Origin of the sequence: Alteromonas genovensis (assembly GCF_010500895.1) — a bacterium.
Lineage (GTDB): Bacteria > Pseudomonadota > Gammaproteobacteria > Enterobacterales > Alteromonadaceae > Alteromonas > Alteromonas genovensis.
This window is the reverse complement of the sequence record NZ_JAAAWO010000008.1, coordinates 109,403-130,983: the sequence shown is the minus strand read 5'-3', so window position 1 is coordinate 130,983 and position 21,581 is coordinate 109,403. Positions and strand designations below refer to the sequence as shown.

At 44.6% G+C, this 21,581-nt stretch carries 19 protein-coding genes; 4 read left to right on the top strand and 15 right to left on the bottom strand.

Annotated features, from left to right (window positions below; translation table 11 throughout):
• Positions 1-2: 2 nt before the first annotated feature.
• The 12 genes from rplR to rnr all read right to left on the bottom strand — a co-directional run bounded on the left by rplR (position 3) and on the right by rnr (position 12,053).
• Positions 3-356, bottom strand: a complete 354-nt coding sequence (rplR, locus tag GTQ48_RS11875) for a 50S ribosomal protein L18 (protein ID WP_032094986.1) — start codon at positions 354-356, stop codon at positions 3-5.
• 12 nt (positions 357-368) lie between these two features.
• A complete protein-coding gene (gene rplF, locus GTQ48_RS11870) occupies positions 369-902 on the bottom strand; it encodes a 50S ribosomal protein L6 (RefSeq protein ID WP_163106891.1) in 534 nt (177 codons plus the stop codon).
• Between the two features lie 13 nt (positions 903-915).
• Positions 916-1,308 carry a 30S ribosomal protein S8 gene (gene rpsH / locus GTQ48_RS11865; RefSeq protein ID WP_032094891.1) on the bottom strand — a complete coding sequence of 131 codons (393 nt, stop codon included), beginning with the start codon at positions 1,306-1,308 and terminating at the stop codon, positions 916-918.
• Between the two features lie 13 nt (positions 1,309-1,321).
• The gene (gene rpsN / locus GTQ48_RS11860; protein WP_032094892.1) at positions 1,322-1,627 is read right to left on the bottom strand and encodes a 30S ribosomal protein S14; all 306 of its coding nucleotides are present in this window, start codon (positions 1,625-1,627) and stop codon (positions 1,322-1,324) included.
• Between the two features lie 12 nt (positions 1,628-1,639).
• Entirely contained in the window at positions 1,640-2,179 is a 540-nt protein-coding gene (gene rplE / locus GTQ48_RS11855) for a 50S ribosomal protein L5 (RefSeq protein ID WP_163106890.1), read from the bottom strand.
• Between the two features lie 17 nt (positions 2,180-2,196).
• Positions 2,197-2,511 carry a 50S ribosomal protein L24 gene (gene rplX, locus GTQ48_RS11850; protein WP_032094894.1) on the bottom strand — a complete coding sequence of 105 codons (315 nt, stop codon included), beginning with the start codon at positions 2,509-2,511 and terminating at the stop codon, positions 2,197-2,199.
• A gap of 12 nt (positions 2,512-2,523) precedes the next feature.
• Entirely contained in the window at positions 2,524-2,892 is a 369-nt protein-coding gene (rplN, locus tag GTQ48_RS11845) for a 50S ribosomal protein L14 (protein ID WP_032094895.1), read from the bottom strand.
• A 464-nt stretch (positions 2,893-3,356) separates the two neighbouring features.
• A complete protein-coding gene (locus tag GTQ48_RS11840; protein WP_239060095.1) occupies positions 3,357-4,817 on the bottom strand; it encodes a DUF4397 domain-containing protein in 1,461 nt (486 codons plus the stop codon).
• Between the two features lie 350 nt (positions 4,818-5,167).
• Positions 5,168-6,838, bottom strand: a complete 1,671-nt coding sequence (locus tag GTQ48_RS11835; RefSeq protein ID WP_203565207.1) for a S8 family serine peptidase — start codon at positions 6,836-6,838, stop codon at positions 5,168-5,170.
• Between the two features lie 841 nt (positions 6,839-7,679).
• Positions 7,680-8,657 carry a transposase gene (locus GTQ48_RS11830; protein ID WP_163106929.1) on the bottom strand — a complete coding sequence of 326 codons (978 nt, stop codon included), beginning with the start codon at positions 8,655-8,657 and terminating at the stop codon, positions 7,680-7,682.
• A gap of 273 nt (positions 8,658-8,930) precedes the next feature.
• Positions 8,931-9,671, bottom strand: coding sequence for a 23S rRNA (guanosine(2251)-2'-O)-methyltransferase RlmB (rlmB, locus tag GTQ48_RS11825; RefSeq protein ID WP_163106888.1), 741 nt, complete (start codon positions 9,669-9,671; stop codon positions 8,931-8,933).
• Complete coding sequence (gene rnr / locus GTQ48_RS11820; RefSeq protein WP_163106887.1) at positions 9,672-12,053, bottom strand: ribonuclease R; 2,382 nt, start codon at positions 12,051-12,053, stop codon at positions 9,672-9,674.
• A gap of 827 nt (positions 12,054-12,880) precedes the next feature.
• On the opposite strand from rnr, the gene GTQ48_RS11815 reads away from it, so the two are divergent.
• On the top strand, positions 12,881-14,557 hold the full coding sequence (locus tag GTQ48_RS11815) for an alkaline phosphatase D family protein (RefSeq protein WP_163106886.1): 1,677 nt from the start codon (positions 12,881-12,883) through the stop codon (positions 14,555-14,557).
• A gap of 120 nt (positions 14,558-14,677) precedes the next feature.
• Here GTQ48_RS11815 and GTQ48_RS11810 read toward each other — a convergent pair whose 3' ends face one another.
• Positions 14,678-17,041 carry a TonB-dependent receptor gene (locus GTQ48_RS11810; RefSeq protein WP_163106885.1) on the bottom strand — a complete coding sequence of 788 codons (2,364 nt, stop codon included), beginning with the start codon at positions 17,039-17,041 and terminating at the stop codon, positions 14,678-14,680.
• A gap of 344 nt (positions 17,042-17,385) precedes the next feature.
• Between GTQ48_RS11810 and GTQ48_RS11805 the strand changes: the two genes are divergently transcribed.
• Both GTQ48_RS11805 and GTQ48_RS17710 read left to right on the top strand, forming a co-directional pair.
• On the top strand, positions 17,386-17,670 hold the full coding sequence (locus GTQ48_RS11805; protein WP_163106884.1) for a PepSY domain-containing protein: 285 nt from the start codon (positions 17,386-17,388) through the stop codon (positions 17,668-17,670).
• Positions 17,671-17,773: 103 nt separating this feature from the next.
• Complete coding sequence (locus tag GTQ48_RS17710) at positions 17,774-18,661, top strand: cytochrome b/b6 domain-containing protein (RefSeq protein ID WP_239060094.1); 888 nt, start codon at positions 17,774-17,776, stop codon at positions 18,659-18,661.
• Positions 18,662-18,825: 164 nt separating this feature from the next.
• On the opposite strand, the gene GTQ48_RS11790 is transcribed toward GTQ48_RS17710, so the two are convergent.
• Positions 18,826-19,476, bottom strand: coding sequence for a tetratricopeptide repeat protein (locus tag GTQ48_RS11790; protein ID WP_239060093.1), 651 nt, complete (start codon positions 19,474-19,476; stop codon positions 18,826-18,828).
• A gap of 117 nt (positions 19,477-19,593) precedes the next feature.
• Positions 19,594-19,845 carry a TIGR02647 family protein gene (locus GTQ48_RS11785; RefSeq protein ID WP_032094905.1) on the bottom strand — a complete coding sequence of 84 codons (252 nt, stop codon included), beginning with the start codon at positions 19,843-19,845 and terminating at the stop codon, positions 19,594-19,596.
• Between the two features lie 225 nt (positions 19,846-20,070).
• Here GTQ48_RS11785 and ubiD point away from each other — a divergent pair, with 225 nt between their 5' ends.
• Positions 20,071-21,540, top strand: a complete 1,470-nt coding sequence (ubiD, locus tag GTQ48_RS11780) for a 4-hydroxy-3-polyprenylbenzoate decarboxylase (protein WP_163106883.1) — start codon at positions 20,071-20,073, stop codon at positions 21,538-21,540.
• Positions 21,541-21,581 lie beyond the last annotated feature (41 nt).

Genomic DNA, 21,581 nt, shown 5'->3' with positions numbered 1-21,581 from the left:
TCCTAGAACTGAAGACCAGCTTCGCGAGCTGCATCAGCTAATGCTTTAACGCGACCGTGGTATTGGAAGCCACTACGATCGAAAGCCACTGCTTTAATGCCTTTCTCAATAGCGCGCTCTGCGATTGCTTTTCCGACTACCGTCGCTGCTTCAGCGTTACCTGTAGATTTAAGATCCTTTGCAAGATCTTTTTCAACAGTTGAAGCCGCCGCTAATACTTCAGAACCGCACGGGGCGATAAGCTGAGCGTATATGTGGCGAGGTGTGCGGTTAATAACCAAGCGATGCGCGGCCAGTTCACGAATTTTTGCTCGTGCGCGAGTTGCGCGACGAATGCGAGCTGTTTTCTTATCCATCGTATCACCCACCTACTTTTTCTTAGCTTCTTTACGACGTACATGTTCGTCAGCGTAACGTACACCTTTGCCTTTGTAAGGCTCTGGTGGACGGTAACCACGAATGTTCGCCGCAACCTGTCCTACCATCTGCTTATCGGCGCCTTTGACGACGATTTCAGTTTGGCTAGGAGTTTCAACGGTAATGCCCTGAGGCATTTCGTATACTACAGGATGAGAGAAACCTAGCGTTAGGTTAAGCTTGCTACCTTGTGCTTGCGCACGGTAACCAACACCATTTAGCTGAAGCTTTTTCTCAAAACCTTGTGAAACACCTTGAACCATTGCGTTAAGAAGTGAGCGAACAGTACCAGCCTGTGCCCAATTGTTAGCGAAACCTTCACGAGGAAGTGCTTTCAATTGGTTCTCTTCTTGTACAACTTCAACAGCGTCGTTAAAAACGCGGCTCAATGTGCCTTTACTACCTTTTACAGTAACTTCTTGACCAGAGATAGATATTTCTACGCCTGAAACCAAGTCTACTGGGGCTTTTGCTATACGTGACATTTCAACTCCTCCGTTATGCTACATAACCGATGATCTCACCGCCCATGCCAGCGTTACGCGCTGCACGGTCAGTCATCACACCTTTTGAAGTCGACACGATAGCGATACCCAAGCCACCCATAACCTTTGGAAGCTCATCTTTTTTCTTATAGATGCGCAGACCGGGGCGACTTACGCGCTCGATAGTGTCAATTACTTGCTTGCCTTCGAAGTACTTAAGCGTAACTTCTAAAACAGGCTTAACGTCACCTGATGCAGCAAAGTCTGTGATATAACCTTCTGACTTCAACACTTCGCATATAGAAACGCGAACTTTTGAAGAAGGCATAGTTACAGAAACTTTCTGAGCCATCTGGCCGTTACGGATGCGTGTGAACATATCCGCGATAGGATCTTGCATACTCATTATCAGCTACTCCTTACCAACTGGCTTTCTTAAGGCCAGGGACTTCACCGCGCATCGCTGCTTCGCGAAGCTTAATACGGCTAAGGCCGAATTTGCGTAGGTAACCATGTGGACGGCCAGTTACGCGACAACGGTTACGTTGACGTGAAGAACTAGAGTCACGTGGTAATTGTTGCAGCTTCAGAACAGCGTCCCAACGCTCTTCTTCAGAAGCGTTAACATCGCTGATAATCGCTTTAAGTGCCGCGCGCTTTTCAGCATACTTAGCTACTAGCTTAGTACGCTTCGCTTCGCGTGCTTTCATTGATTCTTTTGCCATAACCCTACACCCCTACTTTTTGAATGGGAAGTTAAACGCGTCCAGCAGAGCACGTGCTTCGTCATTAGAATTCGCACTGGTAGTGATAGTAATATCCATACCGCGAACCTTATCCACTTTATCGAAATCGATTTCAGGGAAAATGATTTGCTCACGCACGCCCATGCTGTAGTTACCACGCCCGTCGAATGATTTTGGGTTCAAACCACGGAAGTCGCGAATACGCGGAATAGCGATTGAAATCAAACGCTCTAGGAATTCCCACATACGCTCGCCACGTAGGGTTACTTTACAGCCAATCGGATAACCTTCACGGATTTTAAAGCCCGCTACTGATTTTCTAGCAACTGTGACAACAGGCTTCTGACCGGCGATAGCCGTCATGTCAGCTTGAGCATTCTCAAGCACCTTCTTGTCAGCAACTGCTTCACCTAAACCCATGTTTAGAGTGATTTTTTCAATCCGAGGGACTTGCATGACGCTTTTGTACCCGAACTGCTTAGCAAGTTCAGCTACTACTGTTTCTTTATAGAAATCATGCAGTTTCGCCATCGTACTCTCCAATATAATTAAACAAGTTCGCCGTTAGATTTGAAGAAACGTACTTTCTTCTCATCTTCGAAACGGAAACCAACGCGATCTGCTTTACCCGTTGCTGGGTTAACAATCGCAACATTAGAAACGTGAATAGAAGCTTCTTTCTCAACAATACCACCAGCAACACCCAATTGAGGGTTAGGCTTAGTGTGTTTCTTGACGAGATTAACGCCTTCTATAATTAAACGGTCATCAGCCATAAGCACTTTAAGGACTTTGCCTTGTTTGCCTTTGTCTTTACCCGCTAATACGACTACTTCATCATCACGACGAATTTTATTAGCCATTATCGTGACTCCTTATAGTACCTCTGGGGCCAATGAGATGATTTTCATGAAGTTTGAACTTCTCAACTCACGGGTTACCGGGCCAAAGATACGCGTACCAATTGGTTGCTTGTTTGCATTAAGCAAAACAGCCGCGTTACCGTCAAAACGAATGGATGACCCATCAGGACGACGAACGCCTTTTCTAGTACGCACCACCACTGCATTCAGTACGTCACCTTTTTTAACTTTACCGCGAGGAATTGCTTCCTTGACAGTAACTTTGATGATGTCACCGATACCTGCATAACGGCGATGCGAGCCACCAAGAACCTTAATACACTGAACCCTGCGAGCGCCGCTGTTATCTGCAACGTCCAGGTTAGTTTGCATTTGGATCATGTTAGTGCTCCGCTCTAAATTAAGACTCTCCCGAGTCGTTATTGTGCTGCTAAAAACAACTGGATATCGTTGCTTTTATGTACATACCCCCATAAAAAGGGCGCGAAACTATAACAGAATTATTGCCTAAGCGATAGCGGTAAATTGAATTAATTTTAGACTGGGTGGATAAAAAAACCCCAGCTTAAAAACTGGGGTGATGATAACCACAGAGGAGGTCATCAAGCAGGAACTATAAGAGCTGCGCAGTGTGAATTTACTTTCATAACACTGCGCGTACTAATAAAGATAATAGATATTGGGGAATATGACAGTTTTTAGCCTAATCATTTTGTACAAAAATACACTTTGGTATAAAAATAGAGACGCTTCAACTGTTCCTCCTACCGCATTTTCTATTCTAAAACGCGAAACAGCGCTAACATGCTACTATTAGCGCTGATGTGTAGATAAGCGTATCGCGACTAAAACAATATGTTTATTTCGTAACCCGTTGCTGTATCAGCCGGCTCAACGGTCACAATGTAGTTTTCTTCTTCTGTGAAGCCAAATAGCGCCGTACGGTCTAACAACACTTGTTCGTCGTTGTCGTCTTCATACACTGCGATAACTTCGTAAAAATCAGAAGGCAGGACTTCGGTGCTGGTTTCACCAAACTCTAAGTTATTCACTCTGTATTCTGCGGTATCGATAGTTTCATCGTGACGTACCAGAAAAATTTCAACGTCGTCATAATCGCTAACAAGGTTAATAAAGTTAACGGTTTTGTCGTAGGCCTGTGGTAAACCACTTTCTTCGAATGTCGATGCCCCTAGTTTGCCGTCTTTTTCATAGATAAGTATCGCCTTACTCTCACCCTGATTTAGGGTAATTAGTTTATTGCTAAGATTGGTGATAGAACCAGAAGTGTCTTCTACCGATACGCGGTAGTCACCGTAGCGAATTGCAGTAAAGTCGGAAAGCTCATCGGCAGCTAGCGTAAATTCAATGTCTTCTTCATCTGTGTTACCACCGAAGGTAACTGTTACCGGTGTGTCTAAATTAGTAGAATTATAGATACGGTATTGTGCATCAGCTTCTACATCGGTTAAACCAGACACAGTAGAGGAATTTAATATGGTGTCTACGACAAGACCTTCTTGAATAGCGCCACTTACATCGCGAAGAGCCATTACATATTCAGTTTCATAGATGAAATCTAACGTTTGAGATTCAAAGATGACATCAGTGCTGCCAGGCGCAGTAAAGTAAACAGTGTATTCGCCTTCGTCAAAGTCGTCGCTATCGTCATCACCGTCCCAGTAAATTAGCTCTCCTAAGTCATTTGGCGTAATGGTGCCAAGAAAGTTTGCTGCTTCAAAAGGGTCGCCCGCATCACTCATGTAGAAATCAAAAGATTCACCATCCATAGTGACTGAAATGGCCAGCAGTCTGAAGTGGTCCTCTAAGGTTTCTCGTTCATAGCTGTATTCGTTGAATGAGGGGCTATTGAAGTCGCCACTCATAACAATCATGGTTTTCTCACCTTCTTTTAGGTTCACCGTTATTTCGTCTATGTAGACTTCTTGATCGTCAGAGTCTGTGCGAATGAACTCCAAAACAAGCTCACCGCTTTCCATTGAGTACATAGAAGTCGCATCACCGAATTGCGCAGAGCCAAAACTATCTCCATCCACTTCACGCATTTCTACATTGGCACCATTAGGCGATGCGTTATAAAACTGAAGGTATGCAAATTCATAATCAGAATCGCTACTGTCTGAACCTCCACATGCGGCAAGGGCAAATAGCGCAACCAGACCTACCGCAACTGTTCTACTAAAGTGACAGGCACGAACCCAAGACAGACGAAGGCCACTAATGTGACAGGCATCATAAGAGTTACTAATGTGACAGGCACGAAAAAGGGAGGAGAGTGCTTGCATAAACGGTGTTTCCTTTAAATTTGTTTTAAATAGATTAATTGGATAACAACACAGACGGGAAAACCTGCGCCGAACGCCGTTATGGCACAAAGTTTTGGGGTAGGTTCATAGCTTTACGCGGTCTTTACAAAGCTGACAATTCATTGAAGAAAATGACGGTGAATTTATATAATTTTTAGACTGTCTTGTTTAAGGAGCTGTCTTTTTTTTGAGGAGCTAGGTTCGAAAGGACAAGCTTACTGGGCTATTAATGCTAAGCATTTATTTCATTGTCGGATAAAAAGGTAAAAAAAGCCTGCAGAGCTGCAGGCTTTTGACTATCAATCTTATTTACGGTTATTCGCTAAAGATTACTCGTAAGAGTAAGACAGGGTTACGTTGCTGTATCTAGAGTATGCACGTATACCGATATGCCAAGTACCTGCCGCTGGCGCGTCGAAGGTACATTCTTCATTGTTACCATTGCGATAAGGACGGCAATCGAAGTCACTCGTCTCAGGTTGAGAGCCGAACTTCATATATAGGTCTGCATCGCCAGAACCACCTGCAATACTTACTGTCATTTGGCTTACGCCTTCCGGAATAGTCCACGTGTAGCGGTTCCAGTCGTTACGAGACGCAGATAAGCCGGGTACTTGGCCAGACACTGGCTCAACGGTAGGGCTACCACCATTGTCAGTTCCTCCGCCGTTTCCATCACAACCGTTGGTATTAAGTTGGTTGTAAGCATCAGCCAATTTCATCAAACCAAAACCGTAGAAGTTATCTCGACCCGCACTGCCTTTATCCTGCGCAGTTACATTCAACGCATTTCGAATCTGGTTATTTGTACACTGAGGGAAATAGCTCCATACCAATGCCGCACCACCTGCTACGTGAGGTGTTGCCATTGATGTACCGCTAAGGGCTGCATAGGTGTTAGTTGGGTAAGTAGACTGTACCGCACTACCAGGCGCAGCAATCTCTACTTGGTCGTTGTATTGGCTGTAGCTAGCACGGTTTTCATTTGAGTCTACCGCAGCAACTGACATAACCGCATCGTAAGACGCCGGATAAGACTTGCCACTATTACCATCGTTACCCGCAGCGGCCACTAACAGCATGCCTGCATCGGTGAAGCTTTGCATAGCATCACGCTCTGTTGCTGAAGCACTGCCGCCACCTAAACTCATATTAACAACGTTTGAACCTGCATTTTGACACTGAGTAATAGCGTCGATAAGATCTGAAGCGTACGTCCACTGACCGTTGTCATTGAATATTTTCACAATGTGAAGGTCGACGCCAGGATACACACCTACAACACCTTCGTTGTTGTCATAAGCCGCAATAGTACCAGCGACGTGGGTTCCGTGACCGTTTCCGTCGTTATACCAGTTACCTACTGCAGCATTATTTGCATTACCTGTTACACCGTTATTGGTATCAGGTAAGTCGGGGTGGCCCAAGTTGTACCCTGTATCGATAACACATACTTTACGCGCTGTGGTATCGGCTTGGCCAAACTGGTTAGCCTGAACCATGGTGTAACCGTATGGTGTGGTTTGTGCCATAGGCTTGCGCTTCGCATCTATTTCGATGCTTTCAACGTTTGGATTTTTACGCAGTTCATTTAACGCTTTACGATCGAGCTTCGCTGCCATCATGCGATGTTTTTTCAATTCTTTTTTTACTAAGCCCCCAGCACGGGTAACATCATTTTTTGCAGCTTGGATATTGAACGCTTTTTTCTGTTTACCGAATTTTAGCGCTCCTTTTCCTCTTAACGACACATCGTCGGTTCCCATAAGAACTTCAGAGGTCATTTCATCTTTGAATTTTACAATGTAGCGATCGCCAGGCTCTTCAAGTGAGCCAAAACCGACTTTTTTGAATCGTTTATCTAGGCGCTTGTTTAAGCTTTTGTTCAATTTTGAGGAGAAAGATTTTTTCTTTTCTTCTACTTTTACCGGAGCATTTTCTTCAGCTATTGCACTTTGACCAGCGAAGGCTAAAGAAACTGCGATGGCAGCAGCAGTCATACATGTGTGTTTCTTATTTTTTAAATTCAAAATTTATTTCCTGTTTATCTGTCTTGTTGTTTCAACACTTTTACTCTCGTGCTTTAGAAACTTTTGTTATGTTTTGACATACAGGTTCAACCATTACCTTATACGAAACGCCTATCCATGACTTTCAACGCAACTGCGTTGCAACGACCTACCCGCGTGTCAGTTGGCGTAAATAAAACGTATCTACACTTCATCTACAAAATCCATATTAATAGGCAAATCAGCATGTTGAGTATACAACCTCAGTCCTGATGAGTTTTTTTCATACCTATTAGACAGGCATTAAACGGAGTAAAAAAACACAATGCCCCGTCAGCTCTGCCCTATGGACGGATTCATATTAGGAATATATTTTTATAATTAACAATTATTTTACAACCGCAAATGTAACAAAATGTGAGTTGCGTCTTTCTGAGAATGATTGGCAATTACTTGAGGTCGCTTGAAAGGCGCATGGGCACTTGGTTTGGTGAATTAGGTGGTGGAATTGTTGGGTTTATTAAATTTAGACAGGCAGTTTGATAGATACGCGAGAGTATTCAAAGAGACCAGGAATTATTGAGACAGGCATATTAGAGAACACTAGTTAATACAGGCATAGTTAAAGACGAAAATTGTGACAGGCATAGTTTAAAATGAGAAAAATTTTCCCTTAGTCTATTTGCTCAGCATAAGACGGGCTTGAATAAATTTTTGTTAATTCTTCTTGTTGAAAATTAGAAGCTGCCGAGCAAATGATTTTCGCTGTCGAAAAAGAAATGGGCAGCAACATTGACTGTCTTGGTATGATATCAGTTAACTTAGGTTAAAATCATCCAAGTAAACGTCTGGCATTTGCTTGCCCATGTACCCAATGTTGATTTTGATTATGCGCGTACTGCTCTAGATGCTGAACTTTTCCTGCTGCATGCTTAAACAGGGTTTCGAATTGCGTGGTTAGCGTTAACCATTTGTCGCTTTCTATGTTGAGCCTTTCTAAAATGTGTAATTCGTTGTTGTCTACTTTCCCTTGTTTGGCAAGGTAGATGTGCCGACTGGTTGCATCAACGGCCTGAAGATATTCAATGAGAGTAAAGGGCAAACCGGTTGATAAACCTCTTTTTGATTTACTTGAAAAGGGCATGAGTCGTTTTGGGGTCTTCCCTGCCCTAGCTGCGCGAATACGATACTGTATACTCGTGTGGTTGGAACTTTCTGGCGTTTTTGCCATATTTGCACGCACTGGGTTTAAATCTACATAAGCCATACAGGCCGCAAGAGCCGATTCATCTAATAGCGCTTGCGATTTAAATCGCCCCTCCCAGAAATGCCCTGTGCACTCATCTTCTTTGTTAGCAGCTCGGGCGATATATTCATTCAGTGCTCGCATAAACCAGCTGATATCGTATAGCCGCTTTCGCCACACTTCTGCCGTACACTCAATGGTTTTAATCTGCGCTTCACTTAGCTCTTCTCGAGTCGACGGCGTCAGATACTGCTGTGTCAACAAGGTTCCTTTATACAGTGTATGCCAACGCTGAAGTACTGCCTCGAGGGAAAGTGACTGCGCTTTTTCCTTGTCTATATGTAACACCAAGTGGGTATGATTACTCATGACCGCATAAGCACATACACCGATTGTGAAAACTTCACTCAACACATGTATGCGGTCTTCTACCCATTGACGGCGATGTTCAAAGCTTTTTCCATTTTCTTCCCCGCACAAAAATGCACGTCGAACACAGCGTGAAATACAGTGATAATAGGGTGTATCGAAAAGACTAATTTGCGATTTTCTGGCTTTAGGCATCCAAGCTGTCACACTGTGAGTTGTATTATCAATAGTTTGAGTATCCATCGAGCTTAAAGAAAGTGTATCGAGGTACAGTTTTATTACTGTTTTATGGCTGTCTTATTAGTTGCTTCTAGTGTTTTATGCCTGTCTCACTAGTTGTTGGTTACTTGGTACAATAGTTTTATGCCTGTCTCATTAGTTGCTTCAATAGTGCGTAGGTACAAAAAAGGGGCAATACAATTGCCCCTCGTAAATGCACTTATTTCATGCACAGTGGTGTTAGCGATGCTAGCTTAGTCGTTGCCTTACAATTTCATATAAGCACACGCCAGTAGCAACTGATACGTTTAAGCTAGACACACTGCCAGCCATAGGTAGCTTCACTAACTCGTCGCAGTTTTCTCTCGTGAGCCTTCGCATTCCCTTTCCTTCAGCGCCCATCACCAATGCTGTAGGGCCTTTTAGATTAACATCATAAAGGGTTTTATCAGTTTCACCTGCTGTACCTACAATCCAAATCCCTTTGTCTTGCATGTGCTTTAAGCTTCTAGCCAAATTGGTTACTTGAATAAGCGGTATCACTTCTGCCGCACCACACGCCACTTTACGTACAGTGCCATTTAAGCTAGCTGATTTGTCTTTCGGTACCACAACGGCATGTACACCAGCGCCATCAGCAGTCCGTAAACACGCGCCTAAATTATGCGGGTCGGTAATTCCGTCTAGCACCAATAAAAAAGGTTGCGACTCTTTTTCTAAAATGCGGTCAAGATCGGCTTCATCAAGCACTCGTGCGGCTTTTGCTCTAGCAACTACGCCTTGGTGTTGCTCGCCGTTAACTTTGTCATCTAAGGTTTTGCGCTGACAAAACTGTACAGAAATGCCAAAACGGCGGGCTTGGTTCACAATGTTGACTAAACGCTCGTCGGTTCTACCTTTAAGCACCATAACTTCAACAACACGCTCAGGCTCGTTTTCTAATACCGACTGCATAGCATGTAATCCGTATAACCATTCTTGCTGCGCCATTTAACGCTTTCCTCTTCTGCTCGTTTTATCTGATTTACCCGCTTTGGCAGGGCTTTTTGCCCCACCCTTGGCTGGCGTCTTCGCTGGTCCTTTTTCTTGCCCAGTGCCACCACCTTTATTTGATGCAGGTTTAGGGCCTCGCTTTCCTTTTCCAGCGGCTTTTTTAGAAGATTTCGCTTTTCCCTTCTTGCCACCAGGGCTGCGCAGCATAGACTTATCGAACAATAAATCAATCTTTCTTTCATCTAAATTAACAGCAGCAACTTGAACCAAAACGGTGTCGCCCAATCTAAACTGATTGTGACCAGACTCGCCAACTAACGCCATTTTCACATCATCAAACTGATAATAGTCGTCATCTAATGAAGTAATGTGAACAAGCCCGTCAATATGATATTCGGTAAGGCGGATAAACAAGCCGAAATTAGTGACCGAGCTCACCACACCTTCAAAGGTATCGCCAACGTGGTCGAGCATAAATTCACACTTCAACCAATCGGCAACGTCGCGAGTCGCATCATCGGCTCTGCGCTCTTTCATAGAGCACTGTTCACCTAATTGCTCTATTTCGTCAACCGTATAACTCTTACTACCGCTTACCGACTTTTTGCCCTGCTGCTTTGCAATAATGCTTTTCAGCGCTCGGTGAACCACCAAATCGGGGTAGCGACGAATTGGAGAGGTAAAATGCGCGTAAGCTTCTAGCGCCAATCCGAAATGGCCTACGTTGTCGCCGTCATACACCGCTTGCTTCATTGAGCGAAGCAACATGGTTTGTATTAGCTCTTCATCCACCCGACCTTTGGTTTTAAGCACCACATCGGTAAACGCAGAAGGCTCTGCATCATCAACAATGCGATGAGTAATCCCTATCTCGCTGAGGTAACTCGTAAATGCAGTAAGCCTGTCAGCGTCAGGCTTATCGTGTATGCGATATAACGCCGGTGCCTCATGCTTTTCAAGCATAAGTGCAGCGCTCACGTTCGCCATGATCATGCACTCTTCAATAAGCTTATGCGCGTCATTTCTCACAAGAGGAACAATGTTTTCTATCTTGCGCTGTGCGTTAAACACAAATTTTACTTCTTGCGTTTCAAACTCAATAGCACCGCGTTTGGCGCGAGACTTTTTAAGGCCCCGATACAAGTCGTGTAAGTTACGCAAATGAGGCACATGCGCTTCGTAGCGCTGATGCATTTCTTTGTCGCCCTGCAGAATTTTCCAAACCTTGTTATAGGTAAGGCGAGCATGAGAATTCATTACGGCTTCGTAAAATTGGAACTCTTCAAGAATGCCTTGCGCACTGATGGTCATTTCACACACCATGCACAAACGATCTACCTCAGGATTCAGCGAGCACAAGCCGTTTGATAGTACTTCAGGCAGCATTGGAATAACTTGGTCAGGGAAGTACACCGAATTTCCACGCTGTTGCGCTTCATCATCAAGTGCCGAGCCTGTTTTAACATAATGGCTCACATCGGCAATGGCTACCCATAGCTGCCAGCCGCCATCGTCTAGCGGCTCACAATATACTGCGTCGTCGAAGTCTCTGGCATCTTCACCATCAATAGTTACCAACGGCAATTGACGTAAATCTACCCGTCCAGCTTTAGCATCATCTGGCACTTGATCGGTAAGGTGTGATACTTGTTTAGTCACGCCCTTCGGCCACTGGTGTGGAATATCAAATGTGCGCAGGGCCATCTCAATTTCCATACCTGGCGCCATATGCTCTCCAAGTACTTCAACAACTTTACCTACTGGGCTCATTTTTCTGCGCGGTCGCTGAGAAAGCTCCACAACCACAACTTGCCCCATTCGAGCACCGTTGGTGCTTTCCGGTGGAATAACAATTTCGTGTTGAAGGCGGCTGTCGTCTGGCACTACCATGCCAAAGCCTTGCTCTACAAAGTAGCGCCCGACAATGGGCTCTTCTCTTGGCTCTATCACTTGGGTGATAAATGCTTCTTTGCGGCCTCTGCGGTCGGTGCCGCTCACTCTGGCTTCTACAATATCATCATGCAGGAACATGCTCATTTGTCCTGCACTTACGAATAAATCGCCACTTTTATCTTCAGGGCGCAAGAAACCAAAACCGTCGCGGTGGCCAATAAGTCGGCCTTTAAATATTTCATCACGGTTTTGAAGAATGTACTTTTTCTGACGCGTAAACTGTACCTGCCCCTCGCGCTCCATGGCACGAAGTCGTCGTTGAATACCAATGCGGGCATCTTCGTTTTCAGCATTTACTTCGGCGCAAATATCAAGAAATGACAAGGGTTTGTCATACTCTTTCAATATGCTCATCAAATGTTCTCGGCTAGCTACCGGGTTTTCGTACTTTTCTTTCTCGCGCTGATAATGCGGGTCTTCACTCATGTATTTGTAAATTACCTTTTGTTTATTTGATTTTGTTTTTCAATATCATTTCTAAAAAGCGGATATTTCAATTGGCTTTGCGCGATTGCATAGTGTGTAATTTCATTCCCGAAACTACTTAGCTGTTACGGCACCACTGCAATCGCTTCGCCATCTGGTTGTTTGATGCACAGTATAACAGTATTTATCACAAAAATATTGCGCTCAAGTGACAGCACGATACAGCGCAAGCGCCTAAGAAGACTCGACTCTTCATTTTTCTAGCAAAATAATGAGCGGTAACTCGCTTCGTTTGATTAGCTCATTGTTAATAGATGGCTCGTTCGTATCACAAAAGCGCTATTTATCATGCCTGTCTAATTGGTTGCGTTGGTTAATTGTTATGACTGTCTCATTAGTAGGCTGGCTAATTGTTATGCCTGTCTCATTAGTAGCGTTGGCTAATTGTTATGACTGTCTCAATAGTAGGCTGGCTAATTGTTATGCCTGTCTCATTAGTAGCGTTGGCTAATTGTTATGACTGTCTCAATAGTATTTTATGACTGTCTTAATAGTATTTTTTTATGATGAATACACAAGCTTGGCTTTAGTAGTGCAAAATATTGATAAAAAAGTGACACCTTCATGTCATATAGCCCCTGTATAAAAATAAGCGTTAGCATGTCGAGATTTGTGTTTTGGGGGGCGTTAACGCTTTGAGGAATTTGTGCTTAGAAGCGACTGTGCTCTAGGGCATTGGCACTTTATAAGGTTGAAACCTAACGTTATTTCCGAAATATAAACGCAGCATCGATATATCACTTACTCTTTTTGGAAAACCAGGCACCATGGATAGAAGAAAATTTATTGCATTATCATCAGTTGCTGGCGTGAGCATGGCAATATCAAGTGGACTAGCAGGATGCGTTTCGAACGCTCGCCCATCAAGCAATGCTGCTTTTACACATGGCGTGGCCAGTGGCGATCCGTTACAAAGCGCTGTTATTATCTGGACGCGGGCAGTTCCAGCGGGTAATGCCGCTAAAGCCGACATTATTTGGGAGGTAGCCAGCGACAAAACGTTCAAAAGTATTGTGGCCAGCGACATAGTATCCGCCATAGCATCTCAAGACTATACCGTTAAAGTTGACGTAAAAGGCCTATCCCCTGACAGTCAATATTATTATCGCTTTCGAAGCGCTGACAGCGTGAGTGCTATCGGTGAAACACGGACCCTACCTTCCAATGACATCAGTGAAGTGACTTTTGGAGTATTTTCTTGCTCTAACTATCCAGCAGGCTTTTTCACGCCTTACATGGAGGCTGCCAAGAATTCAAACATAGACTACGTGCTTCACTTGGGCGACTACATCTATGAATATGACGGCGAAGGATACGCCACAGAAAACGCAAAACAAATTGGCCGTACGTTTGAACCTGACAACGACACCGAGCTCTTTACCCTTGCCGATTATCGCCGTCGCTATGCGCTTTATCGAACAGATGAAGGGTTGCTCGCGCTGCATCAAAATAAACCCTTTATTGTAGTATGGGACGACCATGAAGTATCAAACGATACTTACAAAGATGGCGCTCAAAATCATCAGGACGATGAAGGCGACTTTTTCAACCGCCGCGCAGCAGCGATACAAGCCTACTACGAGTGGCTGCCAATAAGACCCACCTTTGGTGAGGCGCGTATGGAAATTTATCGACAATTTACATTCGGAAAACTGCTCGACCTGTACATGTTAGACACGCGGGTACTCGCTCGCGATAAGCAGCTTGAATATGCTCATTACCGTGACAAAGATACCATGGCGTTCAACCAAACGGCGTTTACTAAAGATATAAGTAACCCGCAGCGAGGTCTGCTTGGCGACGCGCAGCGTAAATGGTTGAACGAGGCAATGAAAAACAGCAGTGCAAAATGGCAGGTGTTAGGCCAACAGCTTTTAATGGGTCGCATGCTGTTTCCGGTGTCTATATTTAATGGCGTGCCGCGGGAGCAAATTCCGGCTCACGTTAGCTATCTTGCCGAGATAAAGCGTAAACAGCAGCGCGGAGAAACGCTTAGCGAGAAAGAGTTACAGCTAGTGGCCTCGGTCATGCCATACAATCTTGATGCGTGGGATGGCTACCCTGTTGAGCGGGAGCGTTTACTAACGCAACTAAAACAGCTTAACAAGCCAGTCATAGCCCTAGCTGGAGACACTCACAACGCGTGGCATAATACCCTCACTCTCGCCGATGGAACAAAAGTCGCCGTTGAGCTTGCGACTCCAGGAGTTTCCTCGCCAGGGATGGATAACTATTTATCTATGGATAATAAAGCAGCCGAGGCAATGGCGAAGGATTTACCCATGCTTATTGACGACCTTCAATACTGCAACCTTCATCAGCGCGGATTTCTAACACTAAACGTCACCAATGAAGAAGCAAATGCGACATGGCATTTTGTCGATGCCATTTTGACTAAAGACGGAAAAGTAAGCCAAACCCATTCCATAATTCTTAAAGCTTAGCGGTAAGGCTTTGTAGTCTTAGGCGTAAAAATAAAAAAGGGGCAAAGTGAAAACTCTGCCCCTTTTTTGATGTTACTTTTGTGACGTGTATTTAATTGGGATCTGACCCCATTTATTGTTTTAGAACTCGTAGTATACGCGTACGCCGGCTATTCTGGGCATGCCGCGGACATTGGTAGGAATACCAAGGCCACCACCGGTGTTACCTGCATCAATCAAATACTCTTTATCGAACAGGTTATTTATGTAGAGCTCGTATGCAAACTGGCTGTCATTTTTATTCAACTTAAAAGAGACATCGGTGAGTGAATACGTATCTTGCGATGAGCCAGGATAATTACTGCTTTCAAAAAACACAGTAGACTGAAAGCTCGTTAACCAGTTCACATCAACGGTCCAGGCATCTACGTAAAACAGTTTATTAATGTTAAACGCACCGCTTACCTCTGGCGCTAAGCGGAATTTGTTACCACCGTACTCAAAGGGTGAGCCATCTGCCGTGTCATTAGCGAACTCGGCATCAAGAAAACCTAAGCTGCCTGTAAGGGTTAAGGTGTCGCTGTGATTATAAACCGCCATTCCCTCGATACCTGACATAGACGAGTCACCCACAGTCACGGTGATCGATTGCAACGTTTCAGGGTCGGTAAAACTTTGCTGATAGTTGCTGTATTCATAGGTAAACATAGCACCGGTAAACATAAAGTTAGCGCTTTGATATTTCAAACCAACATCAAAACTATCCACTATCTCAGCGTCAGTAATATTTACCCCACCAGCATTAGCATCTACTACAGGTGAGCGTCGGCCTCGCGCGTAACTTGCGTACACATTCCAGTTGTTTTGAATATCGTAACTTACTGCAAAACGAGGAAGGGTATCGCTAAAATCGCCCTCGCCTTCAAACGTAAATGGCCCATTCGCAGTGGCAAAGGTATTGCGCGTGAAGCGAGTTTCATCAATGTAACGCATACCCGCTGTAACATTTAATTCGTCGGTAACAAAGTAAGAAAACTCAGCAACGTACGACTTAATATCTAATTCAGCCTCGAAAACAAACGGCCCCTGAATAACAGTAGAAGGTAAGTCGGGATTGGAAATTGGCGTACCATCTGCGTTAAACAACGCCGATACCAACTGGCTGCGAAGGGCTTGTATTTGCTCAAGCGTTGCGTCGGTAGCAATATTTTGGTTAAGTGGAATATCTGACGACGCTTCTAACTGAGCCTTTACCGCATCGAATGTACCGCGAACAAATGGGTCCACCATGATGTAGTAAGGCAAGATTGAATCATCCTGCATAATAGATGCCCCCACAAACCCCGTTAGCCTGTCACCAGAGTTGTAAACTAGGCGCATGGAGCCGCCTTTTAGTGTGGCATCGTTATCAAAATACGCATCTTGAATTCGAAGCGCTGAACCATCAGCGTCAAAACCTTCGCTTACTTCAACATCCTTGTAAAAGCCATCTGCATGAAAGCGCAGCGTGTCGTTGATGTCATAGTTAACCGTAAGATCATAAGCGTACAAAGAACGCTCGATGCCCAAATCACTCCCCATGCTAAATTCAGCCGCAGTGTAGGGGCTAGTATCGCCATTTTTAGGCGCGATAGAGCCAGATTTAAACGCAATACCAGGTTGGTCATTGTATTCCATTGAAGCACGGGCAATAATTTCCAGTTTGTCATAATCAGCCTTCCACGTAGCGCGCAACGCCTGAACCGACACCCCTTGTAAATCTTCACCGCTACACGGAACGCTATTCCCTAGGTAGTTGATAACATTAGCTTCACCATAAAACGCCTCGTCGCTACAGGCTTTATTTTCAACGATGCCATCCATTTCCCGGTACAACCCTGCAATTCGAAAACTGTGGTTTTTGTTTACTGGTTTGTTGTACATAAAGTCGAGCTCTCTTCCCTGCTCGCTGTTGTAACCAAGCTGTACCTTACCTTCTTCTGTGTCAGTGGGTAGCTGAGAGTGAATACTAATAGCACCATTTGCAGCGGCGACACCGAAAAGGGTCGGCTGAGGCCCTTTAAGCACTTCAACTCGCGCAATATCGTAAAGCGCAACACTCGACACGGTCTTTTTACTGATATCAAAACCATCTTGGTATACTGAAATTCGCGGTGTTGCTGAAACCGCTGACACGTCATCGGTGACACCGCGAATATTGAAAGACGGTAAACTCACCGCTTGCTCTTGAATTTGAACGTTAGGAAGGAGGCGAGATAAATCGTCGAGTTCCATTATGTTGGTGCGTTCTAAAAACTCACTGCCGATAACATCCATGGTTACCGGTACATCCATTACCGATTGCTCACGCATTTGGGCAGTTACGGTAATTTCTTCTATATAGTCGTACGTATCATCTGACGTGTCTGGTGCCACGACACTAGACTCTTGTGCATTTGCTGACGCAAAAGCGGTTGCAGAGAGCGCGCATAAAACTGCGCTGGCTAACAATGAGCGGGGGTACATAGTTCATTCCTTTATGTGTGCAAGCTTTGTGTTTTTTGATTTCAGCGCCTATGAGTAAGGTGATTGATTTTTCTGCGCTGGCGCTCATGAAGGTAGAGTGGATTTGAGACGTTTCGATGACACATACATGAAAGATAAAAGGCAGTTCTATGACAGTGCCTTTAACCATAAACTTTTGTAATTTATGTACATTATCATCTTGTATAGTAGTGCTATAAAAAGCATGCTAGTCTGATAATAAGAATTATTCTCAGACGATTGGGCGAGCATTTAAAGCGTGTTCACGTTTTACTAGGCTCGATAAATATTCAGTGAAACCATTAACCATGTTGAAGGAGAAAACAATGAAAAAAGCGATAATGCTACTAACCGCGGTTGGCGCGGCCACACTGCTAAGCGCATGTAGTGCAGAGCACGGTACAACTATGTGCACAACGGCACCACAGGCAGATTGGCAAAATCAAGAAACCTTTCAAGCACAACTTGTTGCGCAAGGCTACAAAATCAATGAGTTCAAAGTGACCGACGGAAACTGCTACGAAATCTATGGCTTCAACAAAGATGAAAACAAGGTAGAAATTTATTTCAACCCTGTAGATGGCAGCATCGTTAAAGAAGAAAGCCACTAACCTTAAAATCAAATACGTTGTAAGGTTTATATAAAAGCGCCACAATTATTATTGCGGCGCTTTTTTGTTTTCGACGCCGTGTATCCAAGCGAAGGCAAATGGTATGACAGAGCGCACAACACCACCTGTAAATAGCTACCCTAGAAATAACAATCATAGCAATAACCTACAAGACATTAGTATTTGGGATGGTGTGGTAAGGCTATGTCACTGGGGCTTGGTTATCTGCTTTATCACGAATTACTTTATTGTTGAGCCAGGACGCCTGTATCACGAAATTGCAGGTTACAGCGCCGTGTCTTTTATCGTCGTGCGCATCATTTGGGGATTCACACGCCCATCAGTAGAAAGTACTTATCAGAGTACTTATCAGGACAGGCATGCTTCTCATGATATTTCTCATGACTGTCACAATACTCTTTATGACAGGCATAGCAATAAGGCTACTTCTTATGACTGTCATAATAAAAGGGACAATAAGAACCAAAGCGTTTATCAAGACTCCATTTTTTGTGACAGGCATAGCAGTGACAGGCATAGCAGTGATGCTTTTTGTGACAGGCATAGCAGTGATGTTTATGACAGGCATAACAGTAATACTGATAATGAAGGGGTCTGCGAGTCTAACTACGCGAGCTTCCGCACTGTTAACCTAAGTAGCCAAGCCTTTAAAGAACATCTACAGCACTTAAAACTTCGTAATGTGCCTGTCCAAACAGGACACAACCCCTTTGGTTGGCTCATGATATTTGCGGTTATAGGTTTATTTTTTGGCCTAGGTATTACCGGGTTTCTGATGGAGGAAGTTGACGCCCTATTTGGCAATAGCACGTTGGAATGGGTGCACAGCATATTTGCTGATGTGTTATATGCGTGTGTATTAGTACACATTGCAGCAGTATTTTTTGTGCAGTACAGAGGGCGCGTACAGTTGCTGCGCCCTATGATAACGGGCTTACGACGAAACTTGCCGCGAGATGATAAGCCTTAGGGCGTGATCTTTGCTGAGCATTTTCGCAACGGTCTTTGTGATGTTTAGACAAGGCAAATGATTGAAGGTCTAGTGGACTAAATCAAAACCATGTAACGGGATAAAAAAATCGCAAAGGCGCTACCCGAGAGGGGCTAAATTCCTATAGTAAGGGTTAACATGCCCTAGCTATCCATAGGCCGTTTTGCGGCTCGAACTGCTTTGGGGTGCATGAGAGTTTCTAGTTCATCAAGGTAAGATGCTATCTTTTTGTGCTGTGCTTTATCGTTAGTAATGGCGTTATGCAGCCAGTGGTAGGCATCTTCGTAATCATATGGACTACCGTAGCCGGCGAGGAACAGCTCTACTAACTGAATTTGAGCCTTTAAATTCTTAAGTGCTGACGCTTCTCGTAAATAAACAACGGCGCGCTCTTTATCTTCTTGTACTAGTGTTCCGTTTGCGTAATATCGGCCTAGCTGCTCTAGCGCTGCGGGCAACCCCTGATTCGCCGCATCTTCTATATAGCCAATACCTCGTGCAGGCTCCTCATCAACGCACACTCCCCACGCCAGCATGTCACCCCAAAGAAATTGGTAAGCAGGTACTTTGAGCACTTCAGCTCGCGCTTCAATATCTTGAACAAGCTGACAGCGATCGGCCAGCACTTTATCTAAATGCGTGTTCGCATTTATCATTTCAATAAGCGCATCTTGGCTGTAAAGCTGAACGGCACGTATTTCTTCGATGGTCTCACCTTCCAATGCATGAACTCGCACAGAAAAATTAAGCAGTAAAAAAGTGATCGCGATAGTGATTAGAGAATATGGTTTCATAATTACGAGTTCTAACAAAAGATAAAGCAAGCGTAGTTAAGTTATCGTCCAAGTATAGAATATCTTAACTACATTGCTCACTTCTTTGAAATCACCATACTTTCCTGGCAGCCTAGTTTAATGGCCGCCTTTGGTGGAACATAAAGCAGACTGAATATGACGGGCGTGATCGGCGAGATCAATACCTAAATCGGTAAGATAACCTCCATCAGGCAAAGTAATAAGTCCTTTTGAGTATAATCGAGAGGCGGCGTTAACCATGGTTTGACTTGCGTCGTGGTGAATTTTTAAACCTTGTAGCAGGCTATTGTCGGGAAATTTGAGGAGTAAATTTAACTCGTCGAGCATGTCCTGATCGAATGTTGTCATACAACCACCTTAGGCAAAGGATTGAAAGTTATAGCGCTTATGTTGCTCTATTAGTTATAGCGCCATTTCCTATATCACACACAATTAATCGCACTGTCCAGATCATTTTCTCGAAAATAGCCACTATTGAACCTTTAATCTGGATTTCACACCGCGAACTGATCGGACTTTACCGCTAAATAGTATACTCTTGCCATAACATGAGTTCGTGGATGTGCAGCCCCAATGAAGTATAAAGATTTACGCGACTTTATTCGCCAACTAGAAAGCAAAGGCGAATTGGTTCGCATTAGCCAGCCGATTGATACCGACCTTGAAATGACTGAAATTGCTGATCGCACCCTGCGTGCCGGCGGTCCTGCGCTTCTTTTTGAGAACCCAAAAAATCATTCTATGCCTGTGTTGGCAAACTTGTTTGGTACACCTCAGCGTGTTGCCATGGGTATGGGTCAAGACTCGGTAGAAGCGTTAAGAGAAGTGGGTAAACTTCTAGCCTATTTGAAAGAGCCTGAGCCACCAAAAGGATTGAAAGATCTGTGGTCAAAGCTTCCCGTGTTTAAGCAAGTGCTTAACATGCCCGCCAAGGTGGTTAGAAAAGCGCCGTGCCAGGAAGTGGTGCTAACAGGGGATGATGTAGACTTATCAAAAATTCCGGTTCAGCGCTGTTGGCCAGGCGATGCCGCGCCATTAGTGACGTGGGGGCTAAGCGTAACACGCGGGCCGCACAAGAAACGTCAGAATCTAGGCATATATCGCCAACAGGTTATTGCTAAGAATAAACTGATCATGCGTTGGTTATCTCATCGCGGCGGTGCGCTAGATTTTCGTGAGTGGTGTCAGACTCACCCCGGCGAACCTTACCCAGTGTCAGTGGCACTAGGTGCCGACCCTGCCACAATCTTAGGTGCAGTTACACCAGTGCCCGACACGCTATCTGAATACGCGTTTGCCGGATTATTACGGGGTGATAAAACGGAGGTTGTTTCTTCCATCAGTAATGACTTGCAGGTACCTGCAACCGCTGAAATAGTGCTTGAGGGGTATATTGCGCAGGATGAAACCGCGCCTGAAGGGCCTTATGGCGATCACACTGGTTACTACAATGAAGTAGACGAGTTCCCTGTGTTCACCGTAACGCACATCACGCACAGAAAAGACCCTATTTACCACTCTACCTACACCGGGCGTCCGCCAGACGAACCAGCCATTTTAGGCGTTGCTCTAAACGAGGTGTTTGTCCCTATTTTGCAAAAGCAATTTCCAGAGATTGTGGATTTTTATCTGCCGCCTGAAGGATGCTCCTATCGAATGGCAGTGGTTACCATGAAAAAGCAGTATCCAGGACATGCGAAGCGGGTAATGATGGGTGTATGGTCGTTTTTACGCCAGTTTATGTACACCAAATTTGTTATTGTGTGTGACGATGACGTGAATGCGCGAGATTGGAATGATGTGATTTGGGCCATTACTACGCGTATGGATCCGGCCCGTGATACGGTATTGATAGAAAATACTCCTATCGACTATCTCGATTTTGCATCTCCAGTATCGGGGTTAGGCTCTAAAATGGGAATGGATGCGACCAATAAGATGTTTGGTGAAACCGACCGCGAGTGGGGCGAGCCCATCGTTATGGATGAAGACGTTAAAAAGCGTGTTGATGATATTTGGGACGAACTTGGTATTATGAAATAATCAGGCTCAAGAGCAAAGGCAACACGCTAAACCAAAAGGTA

Coding starts and splice junctions, on each gene's coding strand:
- rplR (WP_032094986.1), bottom strand. CDS start 356: ATGGATAAGAAAACAGCTCGCATTCGTCGCGCAACTCGCGCACGAGCA.
- rplF (WP_163106891.1), bottom strand. CDS start 902: ATGTCACGTATAGCAAAAGCCCCAGTAGACTTGGTTTCAGGCGTAGAA.
- rpsH (WP_032094891.1), bottom strand. CDS start 1,308: ATGAGTATGCAAGATCCTATCGCGGATATGTTCACACGCATCCGTAAC.
- rpsN (WP_032094892.1), bottom strand. CDS start 1,627: ATGGCAAAAGAATCAATGAAAGCACGCGAAGCGAAGCGTACTAAGCTA.
- rplE (WP_163106890.1), bottom strand. CDS start 2,179: ATGGCGAAACTGCATGATTTCTATAAAGAAACAGTAGTAGCTGAACTT.
- rplX (WP_032094894.1), bottom strand. CDS start 2,511: ATGGCTAATAAAATTCGTCGTGATGATGAAGTAGTCGTATTAGCGGGT.
- rplN (WP_032094895.1), bottom strand. CDS start 2,892: ATGATCCAAATGCAAACTAACCTGGACGTTGCAGATAACAGCGGCGCT.
- GTQ48_RS11840 (WP_239060095.1), bottom strand. CDS start 4,817: ATGCAAGCACTCTCCTCCCTTTTTCGTGCCTGTCACATTAGTAACTCT.
- GTQ48_RS11835 (WP_203565207.1), bottom strand. CDS start 6,838: ATGACTGCTGCTGCCATCGCAGTTTCTTTAGCCTTCGCTGGTCAAAGT.
- GTQ48_RS11830 (WP_163106929.1), bottom strand. CDS start 8,657: ATGCCTAAAGCCAGAAAATCGCAAATTAGTCTTTTCGATACACCCTAT.
- rlmB (WP_163106888.1), bottom strand. CDS start 9,671: ATGGCGCAGCAAGAATGGTTATACGGATTACATGCTATGCAGTCGGTA.
- rnr (WP_163106887.1), bottom strand. CDS start 12,053: ATGAGTGAAGACCCGCATTATCAGCGCGAGAAAGAAAAGTACGAAAAC.
- GTQ48_RS11815 (WP_163106886.1), top strand. CDS start 12,881: ATGGATAGAAGAAAATTTATTGCATTATCATCAGTTGCTGGCGTGAGC.
- GTQ48_RS11810 (WP_163106885.1), bottom strand. CDS start 17,041: ATGTACCCCCGCTCATTGTTAGCCAGCGCAGTTTTATGCGCGCTCTCT.
- GTQ48_RS11805 (WP_163106884.1), top strand. CDS start 17,386: ATGAAAAAAGCGATAATGCTACTAACCGCGGTTGGCGCGGCCACACTG.
- GTQ48_RS17710 (WP_239060094.1), top strand. CDS start 17,774: ATGACAGAGCGCACAACACCACCTGTAAATAGCTACCCTAGAAATAAC.
- GTQ48_RS11790 (WP_239060093.1), bottom strand. CDS start 19,476: ATGAAACCATATTCTCTAATCACTATCGCGATCACTTTTTTACTGCTT.
- GTQ48_RS11785 (WP_032094905.1), bottom strand. CDS start 19,845: ATGACAACATTCGATCAGGACATGCTCGACGAGTTAAATTTACTCCTC.
- ubiD (WP_163106883.1), top strand. CDS start 20,071: ATGAAGTATAAAGATTTACGCGACTTTATTCGCCAACTAGAAAGCAAA.